The sequence below is a fragment of the Rickettsia australis str. Phillips genome, assembly GCF_000273745.1.
In the GTDB taxonomy this organism is placed as follows: Bacteria; Pseudomonadota; Alphaproteobacteria; order Rickettsiales; family Rickettsiaceae; genus Rickettsia; species Rickettsia australis.
In genome coordinates this window covers 21,664-43,877 of record NZ_AKVZ01000042.1, presented here as the reverse complement: position 1 = coordinate 43,877, position 22,214 = coordinate 21,664, and the positions used below count along the sequence as shown (strand labels likewise).

Here is a 22,214-nt window from a genome sequence, read left to right as displayed (position 1 = left end):
GTTCTCCTTCACAGAGCCTAATCATTATCCTTATTTAAACAATAACCAATAAAACGAACGGTTTTAATAATTAAATTGTCTTTCCCTAAGGCCTCTCTAAATTCTATTTATATGAACATTTATAAGACATTCATTAAAGGTCTCTTCGCTTTCCCATAAATATTTTCTTATTTCTTGACGCGAAAATACTTCATTTGGAAACTGAAAAAAAGTCGCAAAATTTTAAACTCAGTAGGACCTAGGCGAATATTCAGTCTGTCTTTGTATAATTTTGCAGTATTTAAATCAATATTTATATTCTTGTATTTAATAATATTATCCTGTAAAACTGACTTAGAACGTCTCAATAAGCTCTTAAAGTACCTACTATTTGCTCAGATAAAAAGGGCTTATAAAAAAATAGTACATTATCGTCTATTTCTGTTAAATTTAATTGCTTGTTTGGTAATAAAAATATTATGGGCGTTTTATAAAATTTATTAATTTTTCTAACGTTATTTATTGTTATTAAAGGATTTTCTTGTAATTCTGCACTAATAATCATGATAGCAAGCGGCTGACTAAAAAATAAGTTAATGCTTTTTCTAGAGTTGAAGCCCTAATTCTATTAAATCCTGCTCTCTCTATATCATTACTTAAAGAAATATTAACACTTTTTTTATTTTTTCTTCTATAATAAAAATTTCAGATAATAGCTTATCAAACACTGAATTAATCTTCATTAATATTTAGTAAATAATTAAAAATTTTTGTAATAATTTTTCTGATTTATTAGAATTTATAGCAAATTTTTTATAAAAAAAACAAAGGAATAATAATTTTTAAAGATAACACTTGAATTTAATAGTTTTAGTTGCTATAAATAGCTTTATTTTAAAGTTTGTTTGTTGGAGATTTTTATATATCATGAGCTTTTATGAATCAGTTTTTATTATACGCCAAGACGTATCATTGAACGATATAGATAAAATCGTTGATGATTTTGTTAAAATTATTAAAGATAATAATGGCACTATCATAAAAAAAGAATATTGGGGGGTAAGAACTTTAGCTTACAAAATCGGTAATAACAAAAAAGGACATTATTATTTTTTAGGTCTAGATATTACTGGTAATGTAAAAGAAGAGCTAGAAAGAAAAATGAAGCTTAACGAAAATATCATTAGATTTCTTACAATTAAAGCAGATTCAATTAGTAGTGAACCTTCACCAATATTAAAAAATCAGAGTACAGAGAATACTCCGGTAATTGATGTAACGATTAATAATTAAATTTGTAAGAATTAAGGTTAAAGAATGTTAAAAAGTAATAATGCTAGTGAAACAGCTACTCGCAAGGTAGGAGATAAAACTGCTAAAAAAGTATTTTTTAGAAGACGTAAAGGATGCCCTCTTTCTGTGCCTAATGCACCTGTTATTGATTATAAAAATCCTGAGCTTTTAATAAAATTTGTCTCTGAAGGCGGTAGAATGCTACCAAGCAGGATCACAAATGTTTGTGCAAAGAAACAAAGAAAGCTAAATAATGCTATTAAAATTGCAAGAATTTTAGCATTATTACCTTTTGTATTTCAAGCTAAATAAAGGCATAATACATGGAAATTATATTAATAAAACCCGTAAGAAAATTAGGTAAAATTGGTGACATGCTCAAGGTAGCAGACGGATTTGGTCGTAATTATCTTTTACCGCAAAAATTAGCTATTAGAGCTACTGAGCCTAATAAAGAGCTAATAGTGAAACAAAAACATGAATTTGAAGCAAAAGATAAGCAAATAAGGGAAGCAGTAGAAAAAATTAATGCTCTTATTAAAGAGCAAAAATTAGTTTTTATCCGTCAAGCATCAGATGACGGTAAACTTTTTGGTTCGGTTACTAATAAGGAAATAGCCGATAAATTATCTGAAAATGTATCTTATAATATTTCTCATTCAAATATTATTCTTGATAAACAAGTTAAATCTACTGGAGTTTATATAGTTGAAATAAGACTTCATGCGGAGCTTAATGCTATAGTTACGGTTATTGTTGCAAGATCAGAATCAGAAGCACAAGATTATTTACGCGAACAAAAGACTGAAACTTCAGAAGATTTAGCTGAGTCAGCATAAATTTTTCCATAGTCATTGCGAACGAACAAAGTGGGTGCGGCAATCTAGTTAAAAATTCTGATTTATAAAATGTTTTAATTGTTTTTCTGGATTGCCACATCGCTTTGCTCCTCGCAAGGTGTTGTTGCGTGGATCAATTTCATCTGTGTCACCCACCCCGTGGGCTTGACCACGGGATGACACAGTGGGTTTTATCGGTCCACGCAACAACGCCTCCTCGCAATGATGGTTCGGTATCTATACAACAACGTCCCACCTATGCGGGAATAATATAATTCGTATACTACCGAATTAACTACGATATCCTTAAAAATAACTTTCAACAATACTAACATTTTTCAACCATGCTATATGAAAAATTTGAGTATAATATCAATAATCTAATAGGTAATTTTGGTTTATCTAAAATAGCGGTTGCAGTTTCCGGTGGGAGCGATTCGGTAGCACTTCTTTATCTTGCTAATATTTGGGCAGAAAAAAATAATATAGAATTATCTGTTATATCGGTTGATCATAACTTACGGGCACAGTCGAAGCAAGAGACCTATTATATCCAAAATATCAGTAATAGTCTAAATCGCAAGCATTATAGTTTATCTTTTGATCATCAAAATAATTTTTCCAATTTACAAGAAAGAGCAAGAGAAGGACGTTATGATTTAATGACAAATCTATGTCTAGAATTCGATATATTAGTACTTTTAACTGCTCACCATGCAGATGATTACGTAGAAAATTTTTGTTTAAGATTAGAACGTAATAGCGGTATATTTGGACTTAGTAGCAGTAATATTAATTGGTATAATAATATACAAATAATTAGACCGCTATATAATATTCCAAAAAGTGAATTAGTAGAGTATTTAGTCAGTCATAATATAAAGTGGTTTGAAGATGAGTCAAATTCATCTGATAAATATAGACGAAATATTATTAGGCAAAAATTAGCTAAAGGCGTAGGCTATATTAAAGCCGAGATAATCTTACAACAGCTTAAAATTAATGATTTACTGGACAATAAATTTAAACCGGAGTTAATATCAGCAATAGCCGAAGCAGTCAAAATTTTTGAATATGGCTTTGCTTTTCTTGATTTAGTTAAATTTGATAAGTTTTCAAATGAGGTGAAAGTACAAATAATTAATTTTTTACTGATAATAATTAGCGGACAATTTAGAGCAGCTCGTTTTTACTCGGTAGAATCTATTTTGAAATTAATTACTCAAGACGTAAACTTTAAGAATACACTTCATGGCTGTGTAATTAAGCGTATACAAAACGAGTTGCTTGTATACAAGGAATTCGGCAAAAAATTACCTGAGAGTAAAATATTACTAGATAAATCCATTATTTGGGATAATAGATTTTGTATCACGAAAAATCAAGAAACTCCTGATTGTGTTATAACTTATTTATCATTAGAAGATTATAAAACGATAAAGAAACAATTAGATTTAGAACCTTTGAAAAATCTATCCTGCAAAAACCACAATGCAATTTTATTTACCTTGCCTATAATTAAAATACTTGAAAAAGTTATAGCAATACCACATATATCATATTATGATAACGACATGTGGAACTTTGAAGTATCGTTTGTTCCAAATTTTGTATCTCGTTTCACCCATTTTTGCTAACACCGGTATTAAATTATAGTACCGATAAAAGTTTTTATTAGGTTTTATATCGATGAATAATCAAGGTAGAAGTATTTTAGCTTGGGCAGCACTTTTTGTTTTTGTAATATTACTTTTTAATGTTTTCCAATCTGACGGTTTACTTGGCGGAAGAAATAATATAACTTTCTCGGATTTTTTAACACGAGTTGATGAAAAGACCGTTAATTCGGTAAAAATTCAAGGTAGAGTAATTGAAGGCACTTCAAATGACGGATCTACTTTTAGCACTTATGCTCCTGATTATCCTGATTTAGTAAATCGTCTTACTAGTAATGACGTTAATATTGAAGTGGTACCTCTTGAAACAAGAATGAATACCTTTTTAGGCTTTTTAATTTCTTGGTTTCCTATGCTTTTATTGATAGGTGTGTGGATTTTTTTTATGCGTCAAATGCACGGCGGTGGGAAAGCCATGGGGTTTGGAAAATCTAAAGCTAGGTTGCTATCAGATAAAGGACCAAAAATTACCTTTAAAGATGTGGCAGGTATCGATGAAGCAAAAGAAGAATTAACTGAAATAGTAGATTTTTTAAGAGATCCAAGCAAGTTCCAAAAGCTTGGCGGTAAAATACCGAAAGGCTGCTTACTTATAGGTCCTCCTGGAACAGGAAAGACCCTTCTTGCTAAAGCAATTGCAGGTGAGGCTAATGTTCCATTTTTTAGTATATCCGGCTCTGATTTTGTTGAAATGTTTGTGGGTGTTGGTGCAAGCCGTGTGCGCGATATGTTTGAACAGGGTAAACGTAATGCTCCTTGTATTATCTTTATCGATGAGATTGATGCCGTAGGTCGCCATAGAGGTATAGGTATGGGCGGCGGCAATGATGAGCGTGAGCAAACCTTAAACCAAATGTTAGTCGAAATGGACGGATTTGAAGCAAATGAGGGAGTTGTAATCATTGCAGCTACAAACCGTCCTGATGTTCTTGATCGTGCATTACTACGTCCCGGTAGGTTTGATCGTCAAATTGCCGTTGCAAACCCTGATATAAACGGTCGTGAGCAAATTCTAAAAGTACATTTAAAGAAAATTAAATATAATAGTACGGTATTAGCACGAATTATTGCTCGTGGAACTCCGGGTTTTTCCGGTGCTGAACTTGCTAATTTAGTTAATGAAGCTGCTCTTATTGCTGCAAGGCTTGGTAAAAAAGAAGTAGACATGCACGACATGGAAGAGGCAAAAGATAAGGTGCTGATGGGAGTTGCACGTCGTTCTATTGCAATGTCGGAAAAAGAAAAAAAATTGACTGCATATCATGAAGGAGGACATGCATTAGTCGGGCTTTATTGTCCTGCAGCATCGCCTATTCATAAGGCTACGATTATACCGCGCGGTAATGCTCTTGGGATGGTACAAAGACTTCCTGAAACTGATGAATATTCTCAGAATCGTGAACAGATGGAATCATCTATAGCAGTTTATATGGCAGGAAGAGTAGCAGAGGAAATTATTTTTGGTAGAAATAAAGTTACCTCAGGAGCTTCATCGGATATAAAAGGTGCAACTAATATTGCAAGAGCGATGGTTACAAAAGCAGGTTTAAGTGATTTAATAGGACCGATATTTCATGGTTCAAGCGGTGATGATATGTATGGTAGACAACCTAATAATGAAACCTCGGAAGCTACTGCAGAGTTAATTGATGCTGAAGTTAAAAGAATTATTACGCAAGGATATGAATTTGCGAAAGATATTTTGACAAAACATATAGATCAACTGCATACTTTAGCTAATGCTTTAATTGAATATGAGACATTGTCCGGTCAGCAAATTAAAAACTTACTTAGCGGTAGAGCTTTAGATTCAGAAGAGGAGAATAAATTTCCTTTTAATGATTCATCTACTATAAAAATAGATAAAGAAAAATCACCTGAAAAAGTAAAAACAAGTAAGGCTAAAAAAGAGAGTACTAAGATATAGTTTAATTTGTTAAATAACTGACTTTATGTATAAGTTTATAGATTTATTTTTGCGGTATCGGTGGTTTTAGAAAAGACTTGGAAACAAAAGGGCTTGAATGTGTTTTTTCTTCTGATATAGACAAAGACGTACAAGAAGCATATAAAAGAAATTTTGGTGATAAGCCATACGGTGGTATTACGGAAATATCAGCACACAAAATTCCTAAACATGATATTTTATGTGCTGGTTTTTCTGGCCAATCTTTTAGCATTTCAGGGAAGAGGCTTGGTATAGGAGATAATAATTGTAGACTCTTTTATGAAATAATCAGAATAGCACAATATCACAAACCCTTATATATTGTTACTTGATAATGTTAAAAAATGGTAGCGTAATTGAAACTATAGACCAAAAATTAGATGTATAAAGTATATAGAAATGTGTTAAATGCTTCAGTATTTGGGGTACCGCAAGCAAGAGAAAGAGTTTATTTTGTTTACGACAAGACTTTAGCAGTGAATATACATTCAAATATGTAAAGCCGGAAGAATCTTATGAAAGGATTTTTCTGGATGATATTTTAGAAAAGGATCTTTATTATATAAATGATAAGATAAGAATACTATCAATTAATGAATGTAAATATTTAATGGGTTTTCCCCAAGATCATTATGTTGCAGATGGATTAAAGGGCTATAGGCAATTAGGTAATTCAGTAATTCCACAAGTAATAGCAAATATATATGACTCAATACAAGCAGTTTAATGGATAATGGAGACGCATATATAGGTAAAAATGTAGAAACTCTTTTTAAAAAGTAGTATCAGTGAACATATTGATATAATAGATAAGATTGGAGATATTTTTAAAATAGAAGGCAATTTTGCACATGCTATTAATACAGGAATATATGCAGAAAAACCTGATGTTAAAATGAACTTTAGCTGTGGTCATAACATAGATGTAGTATTAAGGCATATAAGCAAGCATCGCATATAATCAGCTTACGAGAGCATCTAGAAATAATTTTTACAAAATATTTAACTTAAATTGCTTAGATTACCTACAGAACTTGATCATTAACAAATCAAGAAATGTTAAATCAAATTTTATTCCACTTGAAGAGCAAGAAAGGGTGTTTTTAATTTTTCAGCCTATTGCAAAAGAAATGGTTAAATAGTTATTCTCAAATGAAACTGCAAGAGAGTTATTAGTTTTATATCAAAGAGAAGAAAAATTAATGCGTATATATGTAATGCAAGATATTCTAAAAGCTCTAAATTATGATATTATTTTTACAAATAAGGGTAATATTATAATAGTAATTATATTGTAATTCAACGAAAAGGAGGTAATGGCTCTTGAAGTAAAACAATCCCTAAAGATTCAATCAGACATCCTGGTAATAACATTCAACTAAAATTAAAAATCAAAGATTTTGTTAATGGTATGAAAGATGGTGAATTAGCTAATTATTTTGTATAGTCCTAAAAATAAATTTTAAGAGAGTACTTAAATGGCAGAGTTAAGATTACCGCCAAATTCAGTAGTAAAAAAAGGAAAAGAGTATAAAGAACAAGAGGAAATGCTTAAACCTAGAAAGGTAACAATTTATAGGTATGACCCTGATCTTGATGAGAATCCTACTATCGATAGTTTTGAGATAGATTTAAGCAAAACCGGGCCGATGGTTTTAGATGCTTTAATTAAAATCAAAAATGAAATCGATTCTACTTTAGCTTTTAGGCGTTCTTGTCGGGAAGGAATTTGCGGTAGCTGTTCCATGAACATTGATGGTACTAATACTTTAGCATGTATAAAACCAATAGAAGATATATCAGGCGATATTAAAATCTATCCGCTTCCTCATATGAAAGTAGTGAAAGATTTAGTACCCGATATGTCGCATTTTTACGCACAATACGAATCTATAGAACCTTGGCTTAAAACCGATAGCCCTACCCCTTCAAATTCTGAAAGGTTACAGTCGATTAAAGACCGAGAAAAGCTTGATGGTTTATATGAGTGCATATTATGTGCTTGCTGTTCTACTTCCTGTCCTAGCTATTGGTGGAACAGTGATAAATATTTGGGGCCTGCGATTTTACTACAAGCATATAGATGGATTGCCGATTCAAGGGATGATAATACCGGTGAACGTCTTGAAGCTTTAGAAGACCCATTTAAGCTTTACCGTTGTCATACGATTATGAATTGTACTAAGACCTGCCCGAAAGGCTTAAATCCTGCTAAAGCTATAGGCAAAATAAAAAGTTTAATTGCAGAACGCCACGGCGTATGATGCTTAATAATTATTTTTAAAAATGATAAAATAATGAAAAAATAATTATTTTCTGTTGGCTATTTCTTAGTTCGATATCTTGTGCTTTTGCTGTTGATTGTAATAATGCCGTGACACACAAGGTGACATGCATTATTGTGCTGGCGAAGAATATAAGAAAGTTGATAAGAAACTAAATCAAATATATCAAGAAATATTAAAGCATCTTGCAGATGAACAAGAAAAAGTTAATTTACTCAGAAAAGCCCAAAATTTATGGATTAAGTACCGAGATGCTGATTGTGAATTTTGGAGTTCTGGGGTTTATGGCGGTTCCGTATATCCAATGATACTTGGTTATGTGTCTTACACCGAAGAGCGTATAAAAGAATTTGAAGCTATGCTGAAATGTGAAGAAAGGTGCTTAAGTTGTCCATTTATAATCAAGACGCAGAACTTAGGTTCTGTGAAAGAGCTAAAATAGATTAATTCATAATTTGTAATACTTTAAATAATGTGCCCATTTGTTTCGGGGATATTAGCCTCTCTACCTGTTTTTCTATTATTCCTGCTTGCTTAGACACTTTTTCAAACTCTACTTCTAGAGGTAATTTGGAAAGATGTCTATTGTTAAGCTTGTCTTGCAATGTTTGCTTGCGTAATAAGATGCCGTTTTCTATTAAAAAATCTCGTTGCGCTATTGTATCTATTACGTTTATTTTACTATTTTTAGCTACTGTTTTTAATGTATAAAAATCCACATGTGCCGATAAATCAGCTTCTCCAAGATTTTCAAGGATGGGGCAATATTGATGGTTTTTGACCGCTTGTAATGTTGGATTATATTGATATCTAGTTCTATCATTCGGAGCTATATCATAGCCATAATCTATTATTAAGCAACTACCGCTCAGTGTTTTTAGATGCTGTGCTATAAATTTTATAATTTCTATCGATTTATAAGATTCTTCAAGTACTGCTCCGTCTTTTGCTTCAATATGAGTTCTTAGTAAATATTCTTGTAATGGCTTATTAATGCTTATTTTATCGTATTTAATTCTGCCGTCTACCGGTTGCACTACAAATATTCTTTCATACCATAATTCCTTGACTTTAATATATTGCTTTATCGTCATAGCATCAAAGAATTCATTAGCTATTATTATAGTAGGTTTTTTGGGTATATCTTCTACAAATGATCGATGGCTAATCGGTAGATTAATATCTTGTAAATTAGCCTTCTGATGAGCAATAAAATTTTGATTAATTTCTATTAGTTCAATTGATAAAGCTTTGTAAAATTTCGGTACTAATTTTGCAGTGCGTAGTAAATCACGCATTAATAGACCCCGACCAGGACCAAGCTCTACTAAACTAAGACTTTTTGGGCAACCGATTCTTTGCCACTCTTTGATACACCATAAGCCGATAATTTCACCGAATAGCTGCGAAATTTCAGGAGCTGTCACAAAGTCCCCTTCGCTAGCCAATGATTTTACTTGCTTATAATAGGAAGTAGGATTTAAGTTTAATACCTCCTGCATAAGGATATCGCAAGTAATATAACCGTTTTGTTCAATTAATTGTCTTATTTTGGATTCGATTGACATATTAAATAACTTCCTAAAAGTAACATAGGTACAGATAAAATTTGTCCCATAGTTAAGTTATCTAAAATAAACCCGATTTGTATGTCTGGTTCTCTAAATATTTCAATAGCGATTCGGAAAAGAGCGTAAAAGGTTAAAAATAGTCCTGAGTTTAAACCGTAGTTTTTAAGAGTTTTATGCTTAAATGTTGCATACGCTAAGATACAAAATAATACTAAACCTTCAAAAAAAGCTTCATATAACTGACTAGGATGTCTTGGCATCAAATCACTATTCGGAAAAATCATACCAAAAGAAGAATTTGTAATACGTCCGTATAGTTCGCCGTTAATAAAATTAGCGGTTCTACCTAAAAATAATCCGATAGGTACTACAGTGGCTATTATATCCGTGAGACTTAAAAAATTAACTTTATATTTTCGACAAAACAAATAAGCAGCAATAATCACCCCTAAAGCTCCGCCATGGAAAGACATCCCGCCTTCATAAGTTTTTAAGATATCTATTAGATGTAAAAAATATCTAGAAGGGTTATATAATAAAACAAATCCTAGTCTGCCTCCGACTATTATGCCTATAACGGCATAAGTAATGAAATCTTCTAGATTTTTTTTGGTAATTTTAGGCTTAAATTTTTCTATAATTTTGTTTGCATAGAACCAGCCTAGCAAAATTCCTACTACATATGAAAGAGAATACCAAGAGATAGCAAGTGGACCTAGAGAGAAAATAATTGGATTGATATTAGGAAATGTCATAGATAAATAAGTTATTTAATTCATTTAACGTCTGAGTTACAGAAAATTATGTAAGTAATTGATGAAGCAATCGAGTTTTTTATTATTTTTATGGATTGTCACAGCCACTTCGTGGCTTCGCAATGACAGTATCTATATTTGTTTAGCAATACCAAACTCTTTTGAGTTAAAATTATTGATAAAAATAAAATGCTTAGTAATAATAAAAAAGATTTATATTTATAATAATAATGATAGGTAAAATATGCAATATTTAATGGATCTATATCATACCGCAAGTACTGAGTTAGTATTATTGTTTGTTATGTTAGTATCTCTTATACCGGTAATATTTCTAATTAAAAGATTAATTTTTATTCCTGTAAAAAATTATTTAACTAGACATCATGATTATGAGTATGAAAGGATACTGAAAAAATATCCTATATTTCGTTATTTATTACATACTTTATTAGCACTTTACTTTGTAGGTTGGGGAAATATTTTCCATCCTACTTCTTTTAAAGCACATGTATTACTTAGAATCAAAGATACTATAGTAATCTTATATACTAGTATATCTGTGACGATGTTATTATTAACGCTTATAGATGCTTGTGCAGATCTGTATCACAATAGGATCAAAGCTGTTGCAAAAAATGCACCGCTTAGCTTATATTTTCAAATATTAAAAATTATTGTTATAGTTATTGCCGCAATGGTAACTATTTCATATATGTTAAATATTTCGCTTAGTACATTCTTAACAAGTTTAGGTGCAGCCGCAGCTCTTTTAACATTTGTTTTCAAAGATACCGTTTTAGGATTACTTGCAAGTTTGCAACTAACTACTCAAGAAATTATTAATATTGGAGACTGGGTACGTATAGGAAAAATTGAGGGAACAGTTGAAAAAATTACTATTTCCGTAGTAACAATTAGGAATTTTGACCAATCTATTTCTACAGTTCCTACTTACAGCATTTTAAATTCTAATGTAACTAATTATAGAGGAATTAGTGAATCAGGAGCAAGAAGGGTAAAGAGAGTATTTAATATTAATATGGCAACTATTAACTTCTGTGATGTTACTATTTTAAAAGAACTAAAAAAATCTCCTTATATATCAAAGGATGTAATAGATAAAATCACTCTTGATAAAGAAGAGAAATATTTAACCAACATTAAGCTATTTAAATTATATATTCAGGAATATCTAAAAAATAATCCAGCAGTTTATAATGAAGGATTTACTTTTTTAGTAAGACAACTTGAACCTACAATTAACGGGTTGCCTATAGAAATATATATCTTCATTAAAGAAGTGAATTTGGTAGGTTATGAAAATATACAAGACAATATTTCTGAACATTTAATTTCTATACTTCCTGAATTTAAATTAAAAATATTTCAGAATGTAGGGGTGGTATAATATATCTGAAGTTAAATTTGTATCCAAGATGGAAGCCGCCCTTCATCTTGTATATATACTTCTTTTGAAAGAAAAGAAGTATATATACTACTTGATTATTTTCGCTAAATACTTTAAAATTTAAAGCTTTAAAAATATGAAAATTTAAGACCTAGGAATGAATAATAATATCATTAATTTAATAGCCGCTATTGTACTGTCTTTAAGTATAATTTTCGGTTGGCAGTATTTTGTTGTAAAACCTGCACAAAAAAAACAGCAACAGCAAATAGCAGTGCAGAAAGCAGAAAATTTAAAGAAACAACAGTTAAAAGTTTTAGTAGAACCTGTAACTGATATTGTTGTTCAAGAAGAAAATCAAGTACAGCGTATTAAAATAGAATCTGAATCACTCACCGGTTCTATTTCACTAAAAGGACTTAGATTTGATGATTTAATATTAAAAAAATATAAGCAAGATTTATCTAAAAATAGCTCTGATGTGGTATTATTTTCACCTACTAATACAGAGTATTCTTATTTTGCCGAAATTGGCTTAGTTAGTAATTTATCTAGTGTAAAACTTCCTAATAACGATACTATATGGAGTAGTGACGGTGAAATATTAAGTCCTGAAAAACCTGTGAATTTATTTTGGGTCAATGAAGACGGAGTTAAGTTTTTAGTTACTATTACCGTTGATAAAAACTATTTATTTACTATAGAACAAACCATAGTTAATAATAGCAATAAAGAGCTTCCAGTTCAATCATACGGCTTAATAAATCGTAAATATACTGCCGTAGAAAAAGCCGTAAATATACTACATCAAGGACCTATCGGTTGTATAGACGAGAATCTTAAAGAATATTCGTATGATGATATTAAAGATAAGAAAAGCGAAAAATTTGCAGCAAGTAAAGTTGACTGGATAGGAATTACCGATAAATATTGGCTATCTGCTTTAATTCCTGACAAATCAAGTAATTATAGCTCAAATTTTAATTACGCTGTTAAACAAGGTACTGAAAAATATCAGGTAGATTTTATTTCACCGGTGCAAATAATAAAGCCCGGTGAAAATTTTTCCATTAAAAACAGAATTTTTGCCGGAGCAAAAAAAGTAGACTTACTTGATCAATATGAAAAACAATATGATATTAAATTATTTGATAGAGCTATTGATTTCGGTTGGTTTTATATAATTACTAAGCCGGTCTTCTACGCCATGAATTTTTTCTATGGCTATGTCGGTAATTTCGGTATTAGTATATTAATTGTTACGGTTATAATTAAGCTCTTAATGTTTACCTTAGCCAATAAGTCTTATCGTTCGATGAAAAAAATGAAAAATTTACAACCGGAAATCGATAGGATAAAAAATTTATACAGTGATGATAAAGCACGTTTAAATCAAGAAATTATGGCTTTATATAAAAAAGAAAAAGTAAATCCGGTAGCGGGTTGTTTGCCTATACTTGTTCAAATTCCGGTATTTTTCTCTATCTATAAAGTATTATATGTAACTATTGAAATGCGGCAAGCACCATTCTACGGTTGGATTAAAGATTTATCCGCACCTGACCCTACTACTATTTTTAATTTATTCGGCTTATTACCGCTTTCACCGCCGTCATTTTTAGTGATTGGAGTATGGCCTATTTTAATGGCTATTACTATGTTCTTACAGCAAAAAATGAGTCCTGAACCTGCGGATCCGATGCAAGCTCAAGTAATGAAATTTATGCCGTTAATTTTTTTATTTATGTTTAGTAGTTTTCCTGTGGGACTTTTAATATACTGGTCTTGGAATAATATTCTATCCATAATTCAACAATATTATATTAATAAATTTAATTAATTAATGAGAATAGATAAAAATTTACCTAATTATTTAACTATTGCTCGAATAATGGTAATTCCGGTTATTATACTGGCATTTTATGTAAATAATTCACTTGCACGTAAACTTGGAGCATTATTATTTGTTTTAGCTAGTATTACGGATTTTTTTGACGGTTATATTGCAAGAAAATATAATTTAGTTACGAGCTTTGGCAAGATGTTTGATCCTATAGCAGATAAGTTACTAGTGGGTTGCGTTATTATAATGCTACTAAAAAAAGATAACGTAGATGAGATACCTTGTCTATTAATTTTAGCACGAGAATTTTTAGTTAGCGGTCTTCGGGAATTTTTAGCTTTAGTAAAGGTTAGTGTGCCTGTATCGAGAATCGCTAAGGTAAAAACGTTTTTACAAATGTTTGCTTTATCGATATTGATACTAGGCTCCAAAGGTTCAGGAATTATTTATTTAGATATAGTAGGGGAAGTAATTTTATGGATTGCCGCTTTTTTAACAATCATTACAGGTTATTCTTATTTTAAAGCATGTAAAAAATATTTTTAAATAGGAGAATTTTATGATATATGTAAAATATATAATTTTAGGGTTTATTATGGTGTCGAGTGTAAATCTTTACGCTGCGGACAATGATATAATTGCCAATAAGAAAGTTGTAAAGGTAGAAGTAAGTAATGAACATTTAAAAACATTAAATGAAGCTTCTACTCTTTTAATTAGTTGTGTAGATTTTAGATTAATAGATGAAACAAATAAATTAATGAAGCAATTAGGGTTAGAAGATAATTTTGATAAAGTATCACTGCCCGGTGCATCGCTTGCCCTCGTTAATGACAAATATACTTATTGGGGAAAAACAATAGAAGATACTATTGAGATTTTACAAGAATTACATAATATCAAACAAATTATTTTTCTTGATCATAGAGAATGTGGAGCTTACAAAATACTTATAGGTCAGGAACAGCTAAATACCAAGGAAAAAGAAACGGCAGCCCATGCAGAAATTTTAAACAAAGCACGTGATATAATCAAAGAAAAATTCCCACAATTAAAAATTTATACTTTTTTAATGGGTCTTGATGGTGTAGTAGAGCAGATTTATGAAATACCTAGCTAAAAAAGCAGCGTTGTTGTATGGCTCTTATGTCATTCCTACGAAAGCAGGAATCTATGCTGCACCACCGTCATCCTGTGGCTTGACCTATAGTACCGGACAGTTTTTAAAAAAACTCTCGATGTCATCCCCGCGAAAGCGGGGATCCAGGCTAAAAAATCTTAATTTTAAAGATTTTTTATTATATCATTTTTTTCAAGGTAAAACTTTTAAAAAGCTTTAAAGTACTGGATTCCTACTTTTGCAGAAATGACATAGGAACAGGTTTTATCTACCCATACCATACATCTATATGTTCACAAAAATAACAGATTTTATTTTGTATCGTTATCCTTGTTGTCATTAGAATCAACAGTATTATTTTTTGGGTCGTTTTCTGCCGGTAGTTTAGAAATAGATAGTTTTTGTTTATATTTTTGTTGCTCTGCTAAAAAATTTTGAGCCTCTTTGGAAAGGCTGTTATATAGTTCACGTTTCTTTTTATTAATAGCAACTATCTCTACTCTATATTTTTGTATTTCCTCCCGTACTTCAGGTTTTATAGTACCCGCATAAGCAGAAAAATCATCTATAATTTTTTGTGTTGTAGCGTCGTTGGTTTTTGTTGCATCTTTTTTTGAGCCGTTAGAAGTTGTACTATTGGCAAAGCAGCTTGTACTAAGTAAAATAGCTACTCCAAATATTATTTTTTTTATCATATAAACCTTAAGCCTTATTCTTAATAAGTGGTATTGTTGTGTGGATACCTATGTCATTCCCGCAAGGCATTGTTGCATAGGCTGGTAAAACCTACTGTGTTACCCCGTGGCTTGCTAACTAGGTCCATAAAAACAATAAAAAATACTAATAATTTTAGTATTTTTAACTGGATCCCGTGGTCAAGCCACGGGATGACGGAGGTAAAACTGATCCACGCAATAACACCTTTCCGCTTTTGCGGGAATGACATAAGAACCATGCCTATGCTTGTACGCAATGATGACTACGGTATCTACGCAAAAACTTCTTAATAAGTAGACCATTTTTAAGTCTAATAGTCAATGAAAAGATATAATAAAAATTATTTGTATTTTATTGTTTGGTGAGTATAACTATACTAATAATTGAGAATAAATATAAAGTTATGAAAAATATATAATATTATAATAATAATGCTCAAGAGTTTTACGATAGAACGATTAATGCGGATTTATCCGGTAATTATAAAGCATTTACTAGCTATTTACCTAAAAAAGCCCATATTTTAGATGCCGGTTGCGGACTCGGTCGTGTACAAAGTATTTTCTAGGTCAAGGTTATCAAGTGACCGCTTTTAATGGCTCAAGTGAGATGGTTAAATTAGCCACGAAAAAAACTGGAATAGATGTACTGCACTCAACTTTTCAGGATATCGATTTTAAGGAGTCGTTTGATGGGGTTTGGGCTCAAGCAACTCTCTTTCATAGATCTTATAATGAAACAATCAATGTTTATAAAAAAATTTACACTGTATTAAAATCGGAAGGGATTTTTTATGCTTTTTACGGGTACGGTTCTGATATTATGCAAACTGATGGTCGTGATTTTTATAATATGAATAAAGATACAATAAAACCTTATTTTAACGGGCTTTTTAAGGTAGTTAAAATATGGACGGAAAAGAGTAAAAGATTCTCTCCAAGTAAAGAAGCATTATGGCTAAATTTTATTGTTAAACAAAGTAAAACAATATGATTAGATTAGTTTACTGATTTGTGATTTTAATAATCAGTTTTAAAATATATGCAAAGGAACATACAGGCTTAACGTATACTCGTTATGGAAAAGATAAGCATATTATCCATGTATTAACTATTGATCCTAAGAATTTTGAGTTAAAACTAGTTAAAGAGCATAATTAGGTTATAGGCAAAGAAACAGTAGACGCGATAGCACACCACACTAATGCAGTTGCTGCCATTAATGCTGGATTCTTTGAGATTGCAGGTAGCGATGACGGTAGACTTAGCCTTACCTTAATGGTTGACGGCAAGCTATTTAGTCTTAGAAAACAACTACAAAGCTTGCTAATTATAGATCAGGACAATATACTCAAATTACCAAGGCTAGTGCAAAAATTTCTGTCGATATAGGCGATAAATCGATTATTCCAAATCAAGTTAATTATTTTTCAAATCCAAAAGATATTACCTTCTATAATGATGTGTAGGCATCTACTACATTAACGCCTTATACTAATAAGGAAATCTTGATTGATCAGAATTTGATTATTATGGACATAAGCAATCATGGTGATAATCAAATTCCGCAAAAAGTTTTGTATTATCTTGCCCAAAAGAAGTAAGCTTGCCGACAGTCAATATAAATGATTCTGTAAAGCTGAATTTAGAATTTATTGATAAAGACGGTAAGTCTATAAATTTAAGCAAAACTGCTTCAGTAGTAACAGGCATTGCTGTATTAGTTCAAAACGGTAAAAATATTGTAGATAATCTAAAGCAAAATGATTCGGCTCATGCACGTACTGCTTTGGGAGTGCGTAATGATGGCACTATAGTTATAGCCGAGCATATTTATAAGCAACATGTATAAAGACCTTAAGCTTGTACAAGCTAGATCAATTCTACGCAAAGAAAAAGGAGTAACTTTTTAGAAATTAACGTTACCCGAAGCTTTAAAGATTCTAGAAAAAACACCTTGTAAATGATGCTGTGATAGGATTAACTAAAACAGAGCTTGTAGATTATATGTTAAGCCTTAGATGCGAAGCGGCAATTAACCTAGACGGTGGCGGTTCTGCTACATTATTTATGGACAAAAAAATTATAAATAATGTTACAGGAAATGAGGATGAAGCTTTAGGTGAACATACAATACATACCGTATCTGATGCAATAGTATTATACTAATTAATATGGACTAAATTTATGCTGTTTTAGCATGGAATTATATAATTCCTGCTAGGCATTGCCCGCGTGGATCAAGTTCACCTCTGTCATCCCGTGGCTTGACCACGGGATCTAGTTAAAAATACTAAAATTATTAGTATTTTTTATTATTTTTATGGACCATGTGGTCAAGCGAACTAGGTGACACAATGGGTTTTATCAGTCCACGCAACAATACTTGCCTGCGAAGGCAAGGAATCCAGTAACTAAAAAATACAAATATATTTTAATTTTTATATTAAAAGCTCGAATAATTTTGCTTTTTTAGATTCACGTTTTTGCGGCAATGATATCGTTTCATACAACAACACAGCTTTTAGCTAGGAATGACATACTAAAATTTTAGCTAGAATGATATTTAAGATTTGGAGGACTCTAAGATTTTATATTTTCCTGCTCCATAACTTTTTGACGTTTTTCTAAATATTGTTCTTTTGTCATTATTTTTTCGGGAGCTACATAATCTAAAAATACTTTTCCGTTTAGATGATTGATTTCATGCTGGATAACTCTTGCTAAAAATCCTTCTGTGATGCCTTGGATTTGATGTCCATTTATATCATATGCGTGATAATGAATCTTTTTGAATCTTGCAACTGGACCTGTAGCATTTTCAACAGAAAAACATCCTTCATAATCTTCATGTTTAGTAATATCTGTCGGTTTATATGAGGGATTAATCCATATAGTTTTAGGCATTGTATCCTTAAGATCAGGACGCCATTGTTTTAACTCTTCATTTTCATGTACTGCAAATATTATTATACATTTTGAGATATCTATTTACGGTGCAGCAAGCCCTGCACAATTTTCTTCTTGATCATATTTTTTTCTAGAATAATATATCGCGTAAATCTTTTGCAGATAAAGGGAAGTTTAACATTTTTGCCTTTATTCTAATAGTTTTATCCTCAAAATTATTTAGAGTCTCTAAGTTTAAGGTTACATATTACGGTAATGAAACATTGTTTTCATTTTTCATATTACTTTTACAACCTGTTATGCAAATTATAGCAGTTAATTAAATAGAGCTATTTTTAATTTGGACATATATTTTATTGTAATAATTATAAATAGGAAATTATAGATAGAAATTAAAATCAAGTAAATAAATTATCATATTTCTTTTATACATCTCAGAGTTAGTACATTTTATTTAATTTCCTTTGAGAAAAAATCAATAGGTTTGACTTTTCTAACATATTTTAGTATAGTATTTATCTTCAAAATAAATAGAAAAATTTAATTTATGAGTACTCCCAAAAGTGACAATTATCTCTTGGAACTAAGAAAGGTAATTTGGCCTATAGAAAGATATGAAAATAAGAAGTTTCTTCCTATGGCGTTTATGATGTTCTGTATTTTATTAAACTACTCAACGCTTCGTTCAATTAAAGACGGGTTTGTAGTAACGGATATAGGGGCAGAAGCAATAAGTTTCTTAAAAACATATATAGTACTACCTTCTGCCGTAATCGCTATGGTAATTTATGTTAAGCTCTGCGATATTTTAAAGCAAGAAAACGTATTTTACGTTATTACTTCATTTTTCTTAGGGTATTTTGCGTTATTTGCGTTTGTTCTTTACCCCTACCCTGATTTAGTTCATCCTGATCCTGAAACCATAGAATCTTTAAGTTTAGCTTACCCTAATTTTAAATGGTTTATAAGAATAGTTGGTCAATGGAGCTTTGCATCTTTTTATACTATGGCAGAGCTTTGGGGAACAATGATGCTTAGTTTATTATTTTGGCAATTTGCTAACCAAATTACTAAAACCGATGAAGCTAAACGTTTTTACTCAATGTTTGGTTTACTTGCTAATTTAGCATTGCCTGTAACATCGGTGATTATTGGATATTTTTTGCATGAAAAGACTCAAATAGTTGCAGAACATCTAAAATTTGTGCCTTTATTTGTTATAATGATGACAAGTAGCTTTTTGGTAATATTAACATATAGATGGATGAATAAAAATGTTCTAACCGATCCTAGACTTTATAATCCGTCATTAGTAAAAGAAAAGAAAGCTAAAGCTAAAATGTCATTAATAGACAGTTTTAAAATGATCTTTACTTCTAAGTATGTAGGTTATATTGCATTGTTACTTATTGCTTACGGTGTTTCAGTAAATTTAGTTGAAGGTGTTTGGAAATCCAAAGTAAAAGAATTGTATCCGACGAAAGAGGCGTATACTATATATATGGGTAAGTTCCAATTTTATCAGGGTTGGGTTGCAATTGCTTTCATGCTTATAGGTAGTAATATTTTAAGAAAAGTATCATGGCTAACTGCAGCTATGATAACTCCATTAATGATGTTAATTACCGGTGCAGCATTTTTTGCATTTATCTTTTTTGATAGTGTTATTGCTATGCATTTAACAGGTATTCTTGCTTCAGGTCCTTTAGCACTTGCTGTTATGATCGGTATGATTCAGAATGTTTTAAGTAAAGGTGTAAAATATTCTTTATTTGATGCCACTAAAAACATGGCGTATATTCCGCTTGATAAGGATTTACGAGTAAAAGGGCAAGCTGCTGTTGAAGTTATCGGAGGAAGATTCGGTAAATCAGGCGGTGCTATTATTCAATCTACATTCTTTATTTTATTTCCTGCATTTGGTTTTGTAGAGGCAACTCCTTATTTTGCTTCTATATTCTTTGTAATAGTAATATTGTGGATATATGCTGTTAAAGGTTTAAATAAAGAGTATCAAGTTTTGGTAAATAAAACTGAAAAATAGAATGTATTAAAATTTAATATTATAACAAAAGTAAGCTGCTCGACTCTGAAACTTGCTTTTTTTATAGTCGGAGAGTTTATAGTATGACAGATACAAAACCCAAAAGTAAAACTACAAGATCGCCATATGTAAAAAAATATAATAGTTGGCGAGTAAGGATTTTATATTCTATTATTATAGGTTATGCAACTTTTTATTTTTGTCGTCAGAATTTTAATATAGCAACTCCTGCTATAAGAGAATATTTTGGGGTCACTAAAACACAAATTGGTTGGATATTAACGGCTTCATCTATTATGTATGGAGTTAGTAAAGCTTGTAACGGGTTTATTAGCGATAAAGTTAATGCTCGGATATTTATGGTTTTGGGCCTTTTAGTTGTCGGAATCATTACTATTCTAATAGGTTTGTCAGATTCTTTATGGCTTATAGGGATTTTATGGATAGTCAGTAACTGGTTTCAATCGATGGGGTGGCCTCCTGCAACAAAGATGCTTACTCACTGGTTTGCTTCAAAAGAACTTGGAACTAAATGGGCTATGGGTACAACCTCTAATCAAATAGGTGGTGCCCTTGCTATGATAAGCTGCGGTTATTTAATCGATAAATTTGATTGGAGAGCTGCTTTTTTCGTTCCCGGTCTAGTTGCTTGTGTAGTATCGCTTTTTTTATATAATAGGCTTCGTAATTCTCCAAAAGAAGTAGGTTTATCTACCGTAGAGGAATATAAAGAATATCCGCCTGAATCTATAGGAAATTATGAAAAGCTATTAACTCCACAATTACTTAAAATGGTCTTTTGCAATAGACTAATATGGTATGTTTGTTTAGCAAATATGTTTGTTTATATAATACGTTCCGGAGTAATTTATTGGGCTCCAACATTTTTAAAAGATTTACGTAATATAAGCCTTGCAAATGCAGGCTTACAAATCGGTTTATATGAAATGATAGGAATTCCTGGGGCGTTGATAGCTGGCTTTTTATCGGATAAATTATTTCAAGGACGTCGTGGTCCCATTGGAGCGATATGTATGGTATTGCTTAGCTTATTGTTAGTCTTGTTTTGGACAATTCCTATTCAAAGTGAATTATTAAGTATAGTCATTCTGTCTTTAATAGGCTTTTTTGTTTCAGGACCTCAGCTCCTTGTAGGTATAGCAGCTGCTGATTTCAGTACTCGTCAAGCTGTCGGTACAGCTAATGGATTATCAGGGTTATTTGGTTATTTAGGAGCGGCTATTGCAGGAATCGGCGTAGGATGGATTAGTGATAATTATAGTTGGAATGGGGTATTTATATTTTTCAGTATTTCTGCTCTTTTAGGAGGAGGGTTATTTGCTTTAACATGGAATCGTTCAGCTACAAAATAAATTTAATCATTATATAAAGGTTACAAAATGACAATACAATATACTTTTTCAATGATTAAGCCTGATGCTATCAAGAGGAATAAAATAGGACAAGTTAATACTTATTTAGAAAATGCAGGCTTAAAGATAGTAGCTCAGAAAATGAAATTTTTAACTAAGTATGAAGCTGAGTGTTTTTACGATGAACATAGAGCAAGACCGTTTTTTAATAGCTTAGTTGAATATATTACTTCAGGAGCGGTAGTACTTCAAGTTCTTAAGGGGGAAGATGCTATAATTTTAAACCGTACCATTATGGGGGCAACTAATCCTGCTGAAGCTGAAGCAGGAACTATTAGAAAAGATTTAGGCAAATCAATTGAGGCTAATAGTATTCATGGTTCAGATAGTGAAAACAGTGCGAAAAGAGAAATCGAATTTTTCTTTAACAAATCTGAAATTATAGAATAAT

Annotated in this window: 24 protein-coding genes and 2 pseudogenes; 21 read left to right on the top strand and 5 right to left on the bottom strand. The window is 31.2% G+C overall.

Annotation, left to right across the window (positions count from 1 at the left end; translation table 11 throughout):
* Positions 1-343: 343 nt before the first annotated feature.
* Positions 344-544, bottom strand: a complete 201-nt coding sequence (locus A452_RS0107255; RefSeq protein ID WP_014412065.1) for a hypothetical protein — start codon at positions 542-544, stop codon at positions 344-346.
* Between the two features lie 362 nt (positions 545-906).
* Between A452_RS0107255 and rpsF the strand changes: the two genes are divergently transcribed.
* The 10 genes and pseudogenes from rpsF (at position 907) to A452_RS0107210 (ending at position 8,462) form a co-directional block, all read left to right on the top strand.
* Positions 907-1,272 (top strand): 30S ribosomal protein S6, encoded by a 366-nt coding sequence (gene rpsF, locus A452_RS0107250; protein WP_014412066.1) that lies wholly within the window; start codon positions 907-909, stop codon positions 1,270-1,272.
* Positions 1,273-1,296: 24 nt separating this feature from the next.
* Positions 1,297-1,584, top strand: coding sequence for a 30S ribosomal protein S18 (gene rpsR / locus A452_RS0107245; protein ID WP_010420625.1), 288 nt, complete (start codon positions 1,297-1,299; stop codon positions 1,582-1,584).
* An 11-nt stretch (positions 1,585-1,595) separates the two neighbouring features.
* Complete coding sequence (rplI, locus tag A452_RS0107240) at positions 1,596-2,111, top strand: 50S ribosomal protein L9 (RefSeq protein WP_014412067.1); 516 nt, start codon at positions 1,596-1,598, stop codon at positions 2,109-2,111.
* Positions 2,112-2,239: 128 nt separating this feature from the next.
* Entirely contained in the window at positions 2,240-2,386 is a 147-nt protein-coding gene (locus tag A452_RS10955; protein ID WP_157781383.1) for a hypothetical protein, read from the top strand.
* 69 nt (positions 2,387-2,455) lie between these two features.
* Entirely contained in the window at positions 2,456-3,748 is a 1,293-nt protein-coding gene (tilS, locus tag A452_RS0107235; protein WP_014412068.1) for a tRNA lysidine(34) synthetase TilS, read from the top strand.
* 52 nt (positions 3,749-3,800) lie between these two features.
* Complete coding sequence (gene ftsH / locus A452_RS0107230) at positions 3,801-5,714, top strand: ATP-dependent zinc metalloprotease FtsH (protein ID WP_014412069.1); 1,914 nt, start codon at positions 3,801-3,803, stop codon at positions 5,712-5,714.
* A 77-nt stretch (positions 5,715-5,791) separates the two neighbouring features.
* A pseudogene (gene dcm, locus A452_RS12315) lies at positions 5,792-6,235 on the top strand (DNA (cytosine-5-)-methyltransferase).
* A complete protein-coding gene (locus tag A452_RS12900; RefSeq protein ID WP_081482420.1) occupies positions 6,154-6,462 on the top strand; it encodes a DNA cytosine methyltransferase in 309 nt (102 codons plus the stop codon). Before dcm ends, A452_RS12900 begins: the two are co-directional and overlap by 82 nt.
* Before the next feature lie 751 nt (positions 6,463-7,213).
* Complete coding sequence (locus A452_RS0107215) at positions 7,214-7,999, top strand: succinate dehydrogenase iron-sulfur subunit (RefSeq protein WP_014412070.1); 786 nt, start codon at positions 7,214-7,216, stop codon at positions 7,997-7,999.
* Positions 8,000-8,126: 127 nt separating this feature from the next.
* Complete coding sequence (locus A452_RS0107210; RefSeq protein WP_014412071.1) at positions 8,127-8,462, top strand: lysozyme inhibitor LprI family protein; 336 nt, start codon at positions 8,127-8,129, stop codon at positions 8,460-8,462.
* Between the two features lies 1 nt (position 8,463).
* On the opposite strand, the gene A452_RS0107205 is transcribed toward A452_RS0107210, so the two are convergent.
* Positions 8,464-9,588, bottom strand: coding sequence for a class I SAM-dependent methyltransferase (locus A452_RS0107205; protein ID WP_014412072.1), 1,125 nt, complete (start codon positions 9,586-9,588; stop codon positions 8,464-8,466).
* Positions 9,567-10,346: a prolipoprotein diacylglyceryl transferase gene (lgt, locus tag A452_RS0107200; RefSeq protein WP_014412073.1), complete on the bottom strand. Its 780-nt coding sequence runs from the start codon at positions 10,344-10,346 to the stop codon at positions 9,567-9,569. The genes A452_RS0107205 and lgt overlap by 22 nt, the downstream gene beginning before the upstream one ends.
* A gap of 244 nt (positions 10,347-10,590) precedes the next feature.
* On the opposite strand from lgt, the gene A452_RS0107195 reads away from it, so the two are divergent.
* From A452_RS0107195 to A452_RS0107180, 4 genes are all read left to right on the top strand, one after another.
* The gene (locus tag A452_RS0107195; RefSeq protein ID WP_014412074.1) at positions 10,591-11,757 is read left to right on the top strand and encodes a mechanosensitive ion channel family protein; all 1,167 of its coding nucleotides are present in this window, start codon (positions 10,591-10,593) and stop codon (positions 11,755-11,757) included.
* Positions 11,758-11,914: 157 nt separating this feature from the next.
* Complete coding sequence (gene yidC / locus A452_RS0107190; RefSeq protein ID WP_014412075.1) at positions 11,915-13,597, top strand: membrane protein insertase YidC; 1,683 nt, start codon at positions 11,915-11,917, stop codon at positions 13,595-13,597.
* A 3-nt stretch (positions 13,598-13,600) separates the two neighbouring features.
* On the top strand, positions 13,601-14,146 hold the full coding sequence (gene pgsA / locus A452_RS0107185) for a CDP-diacylglycerol--glycerol-3-phosphate 3-phosphatidyltransferase (RefSeq protein ID WP_014412076.1): 546 nt from the start codon (positions 13,601-13,603) through the stop codon (positions 14,144-14,146).
* Positions 14,147-14,159: 13 nt separating this feature from the next.
* On the top strand, positions 14,160-14,720 hold the full coding sequence (locus A452_RS0107180; protein WP_017208700.1) for a carbonic anhydrase: 561 nt from the start codon (positions 14,160-14,162) through the stop codon (positions 14,718-14,720).
* A 311-nt stretch (positions 14,721-15,031) separates the two neighbouring features.
* Here A452_RS0107180 and A452_RS0107170 read toward each other — a convergent pair whose 3' ends face one another.
* Complete coding sequence (locus tag A452_RS0107170) at positions 15,032-15,415, bottom strand: hypothetical protein (RefSeq protein ID WP_014412078.1); 384 nt, start codon at positions 15,413-15,415, stop codon at positions 15,032-15,034.
* A 604-nt stretch (positions 15,416-16,019) separates the two neighbouring features.
* Here A452_RS0107170 and A452_RS08810 point away from each other — a divergent pair.
* From A452_RS08810 to A452_RS12305, 4 genes are all read left to right on the top strand, one after another.
* A complete protein-coding gene (locus A452_RS08810; RefSeq protein ID WP_014412079.1) occupies positions 16,020-16,430 on the top strand; it encodes a methyltransferase domain-containing protein in 411 nt (136 codons plus the stop codon).
* A 20-nt stretch (positions 16,431-16,450) separates the two neighbouring features.
* Entirely contained in the window at positions 16,451-16,597 is a 147-nt protein-coding gene (locus A452_RS11265) for a hypothetical protein (protein WP_014412080.1), read from the top strand.
* Positions 16,598-17,042: 445 nt separating this feature from the next.
* Positions 17,043-17,288 carry a phosphodiester glycosidase family protein gene (locus tag A452_RS0107150; RefSeq protein WP_014412081.1) on the top strand — a complete coding sequence of 82 codons (246 nt, stop codon included), beginning with the start codon at positions 17,043-17,045 and terminating at the stop codon, positions 17,286-17,288.
* 119 nt (positions 17,289-17,407) lie between these two features.
* A complete protein-coding gene (locus tag A452_RS12305; protein WP_014412082.1) occupies positions 17,408-17,605 on the top strand; it encodes a phosphodiester glycosidase family protein in 198 nt (65 codons plus the stop codon).
* 414 nt (positions 17,606-18,019) lie between these two features.
* Here A452_RS12305 and A452_RS10170 read toward each other — a convergent pair.
* Positions 18,020-18,694 (bottom strand): annotated as a pseudogene (locus A452_RS10170) (peptide deformylase).
* Positions 18,695-18,893: 199 nt separating this feature from the next.
* Between A452_RS10170 and tlc1 the strand changes: the two are divergent.
* From tlc1 to ndk, 3 genes are all read left to right on the top strand, one after another.
* Positions 18,894-20,390 (top strand): ATP/ADP exchange transporter Tlc1, encoded by a 1,497-nt coding sequence (tlc1, locus tag A452_RS0107135; protein WP_014412084.1) that lies wholly within the window; start codon positions 18,894-18,896, stop codon positions 20,388-20,390.
* A gap of 83 nt (positions 20,391-20,473) precedes the next feature.
* Positions 20,474-21,763, top strand: coding sequence for an MFS transporter (locus A452_RS0107130; protein WP_014412085.1), 1,290 nt, complete (start codon positions 20,474-20,476; stop codon positions 21,761-21,763).
* 27 nt (positions 21,764-21,790) lie between these two features.
* Entirely contained in the window at positions 21,791-22,213 is a 423-nt protein-coding gene (gene ndk, locus A452_RS0107125) for a nucleoside-diphosphate kinase (RefSeq protein ID WP_014412086.1), read from the top strand.
* Position 22,214: the final 1 nt, after the last annotated feature.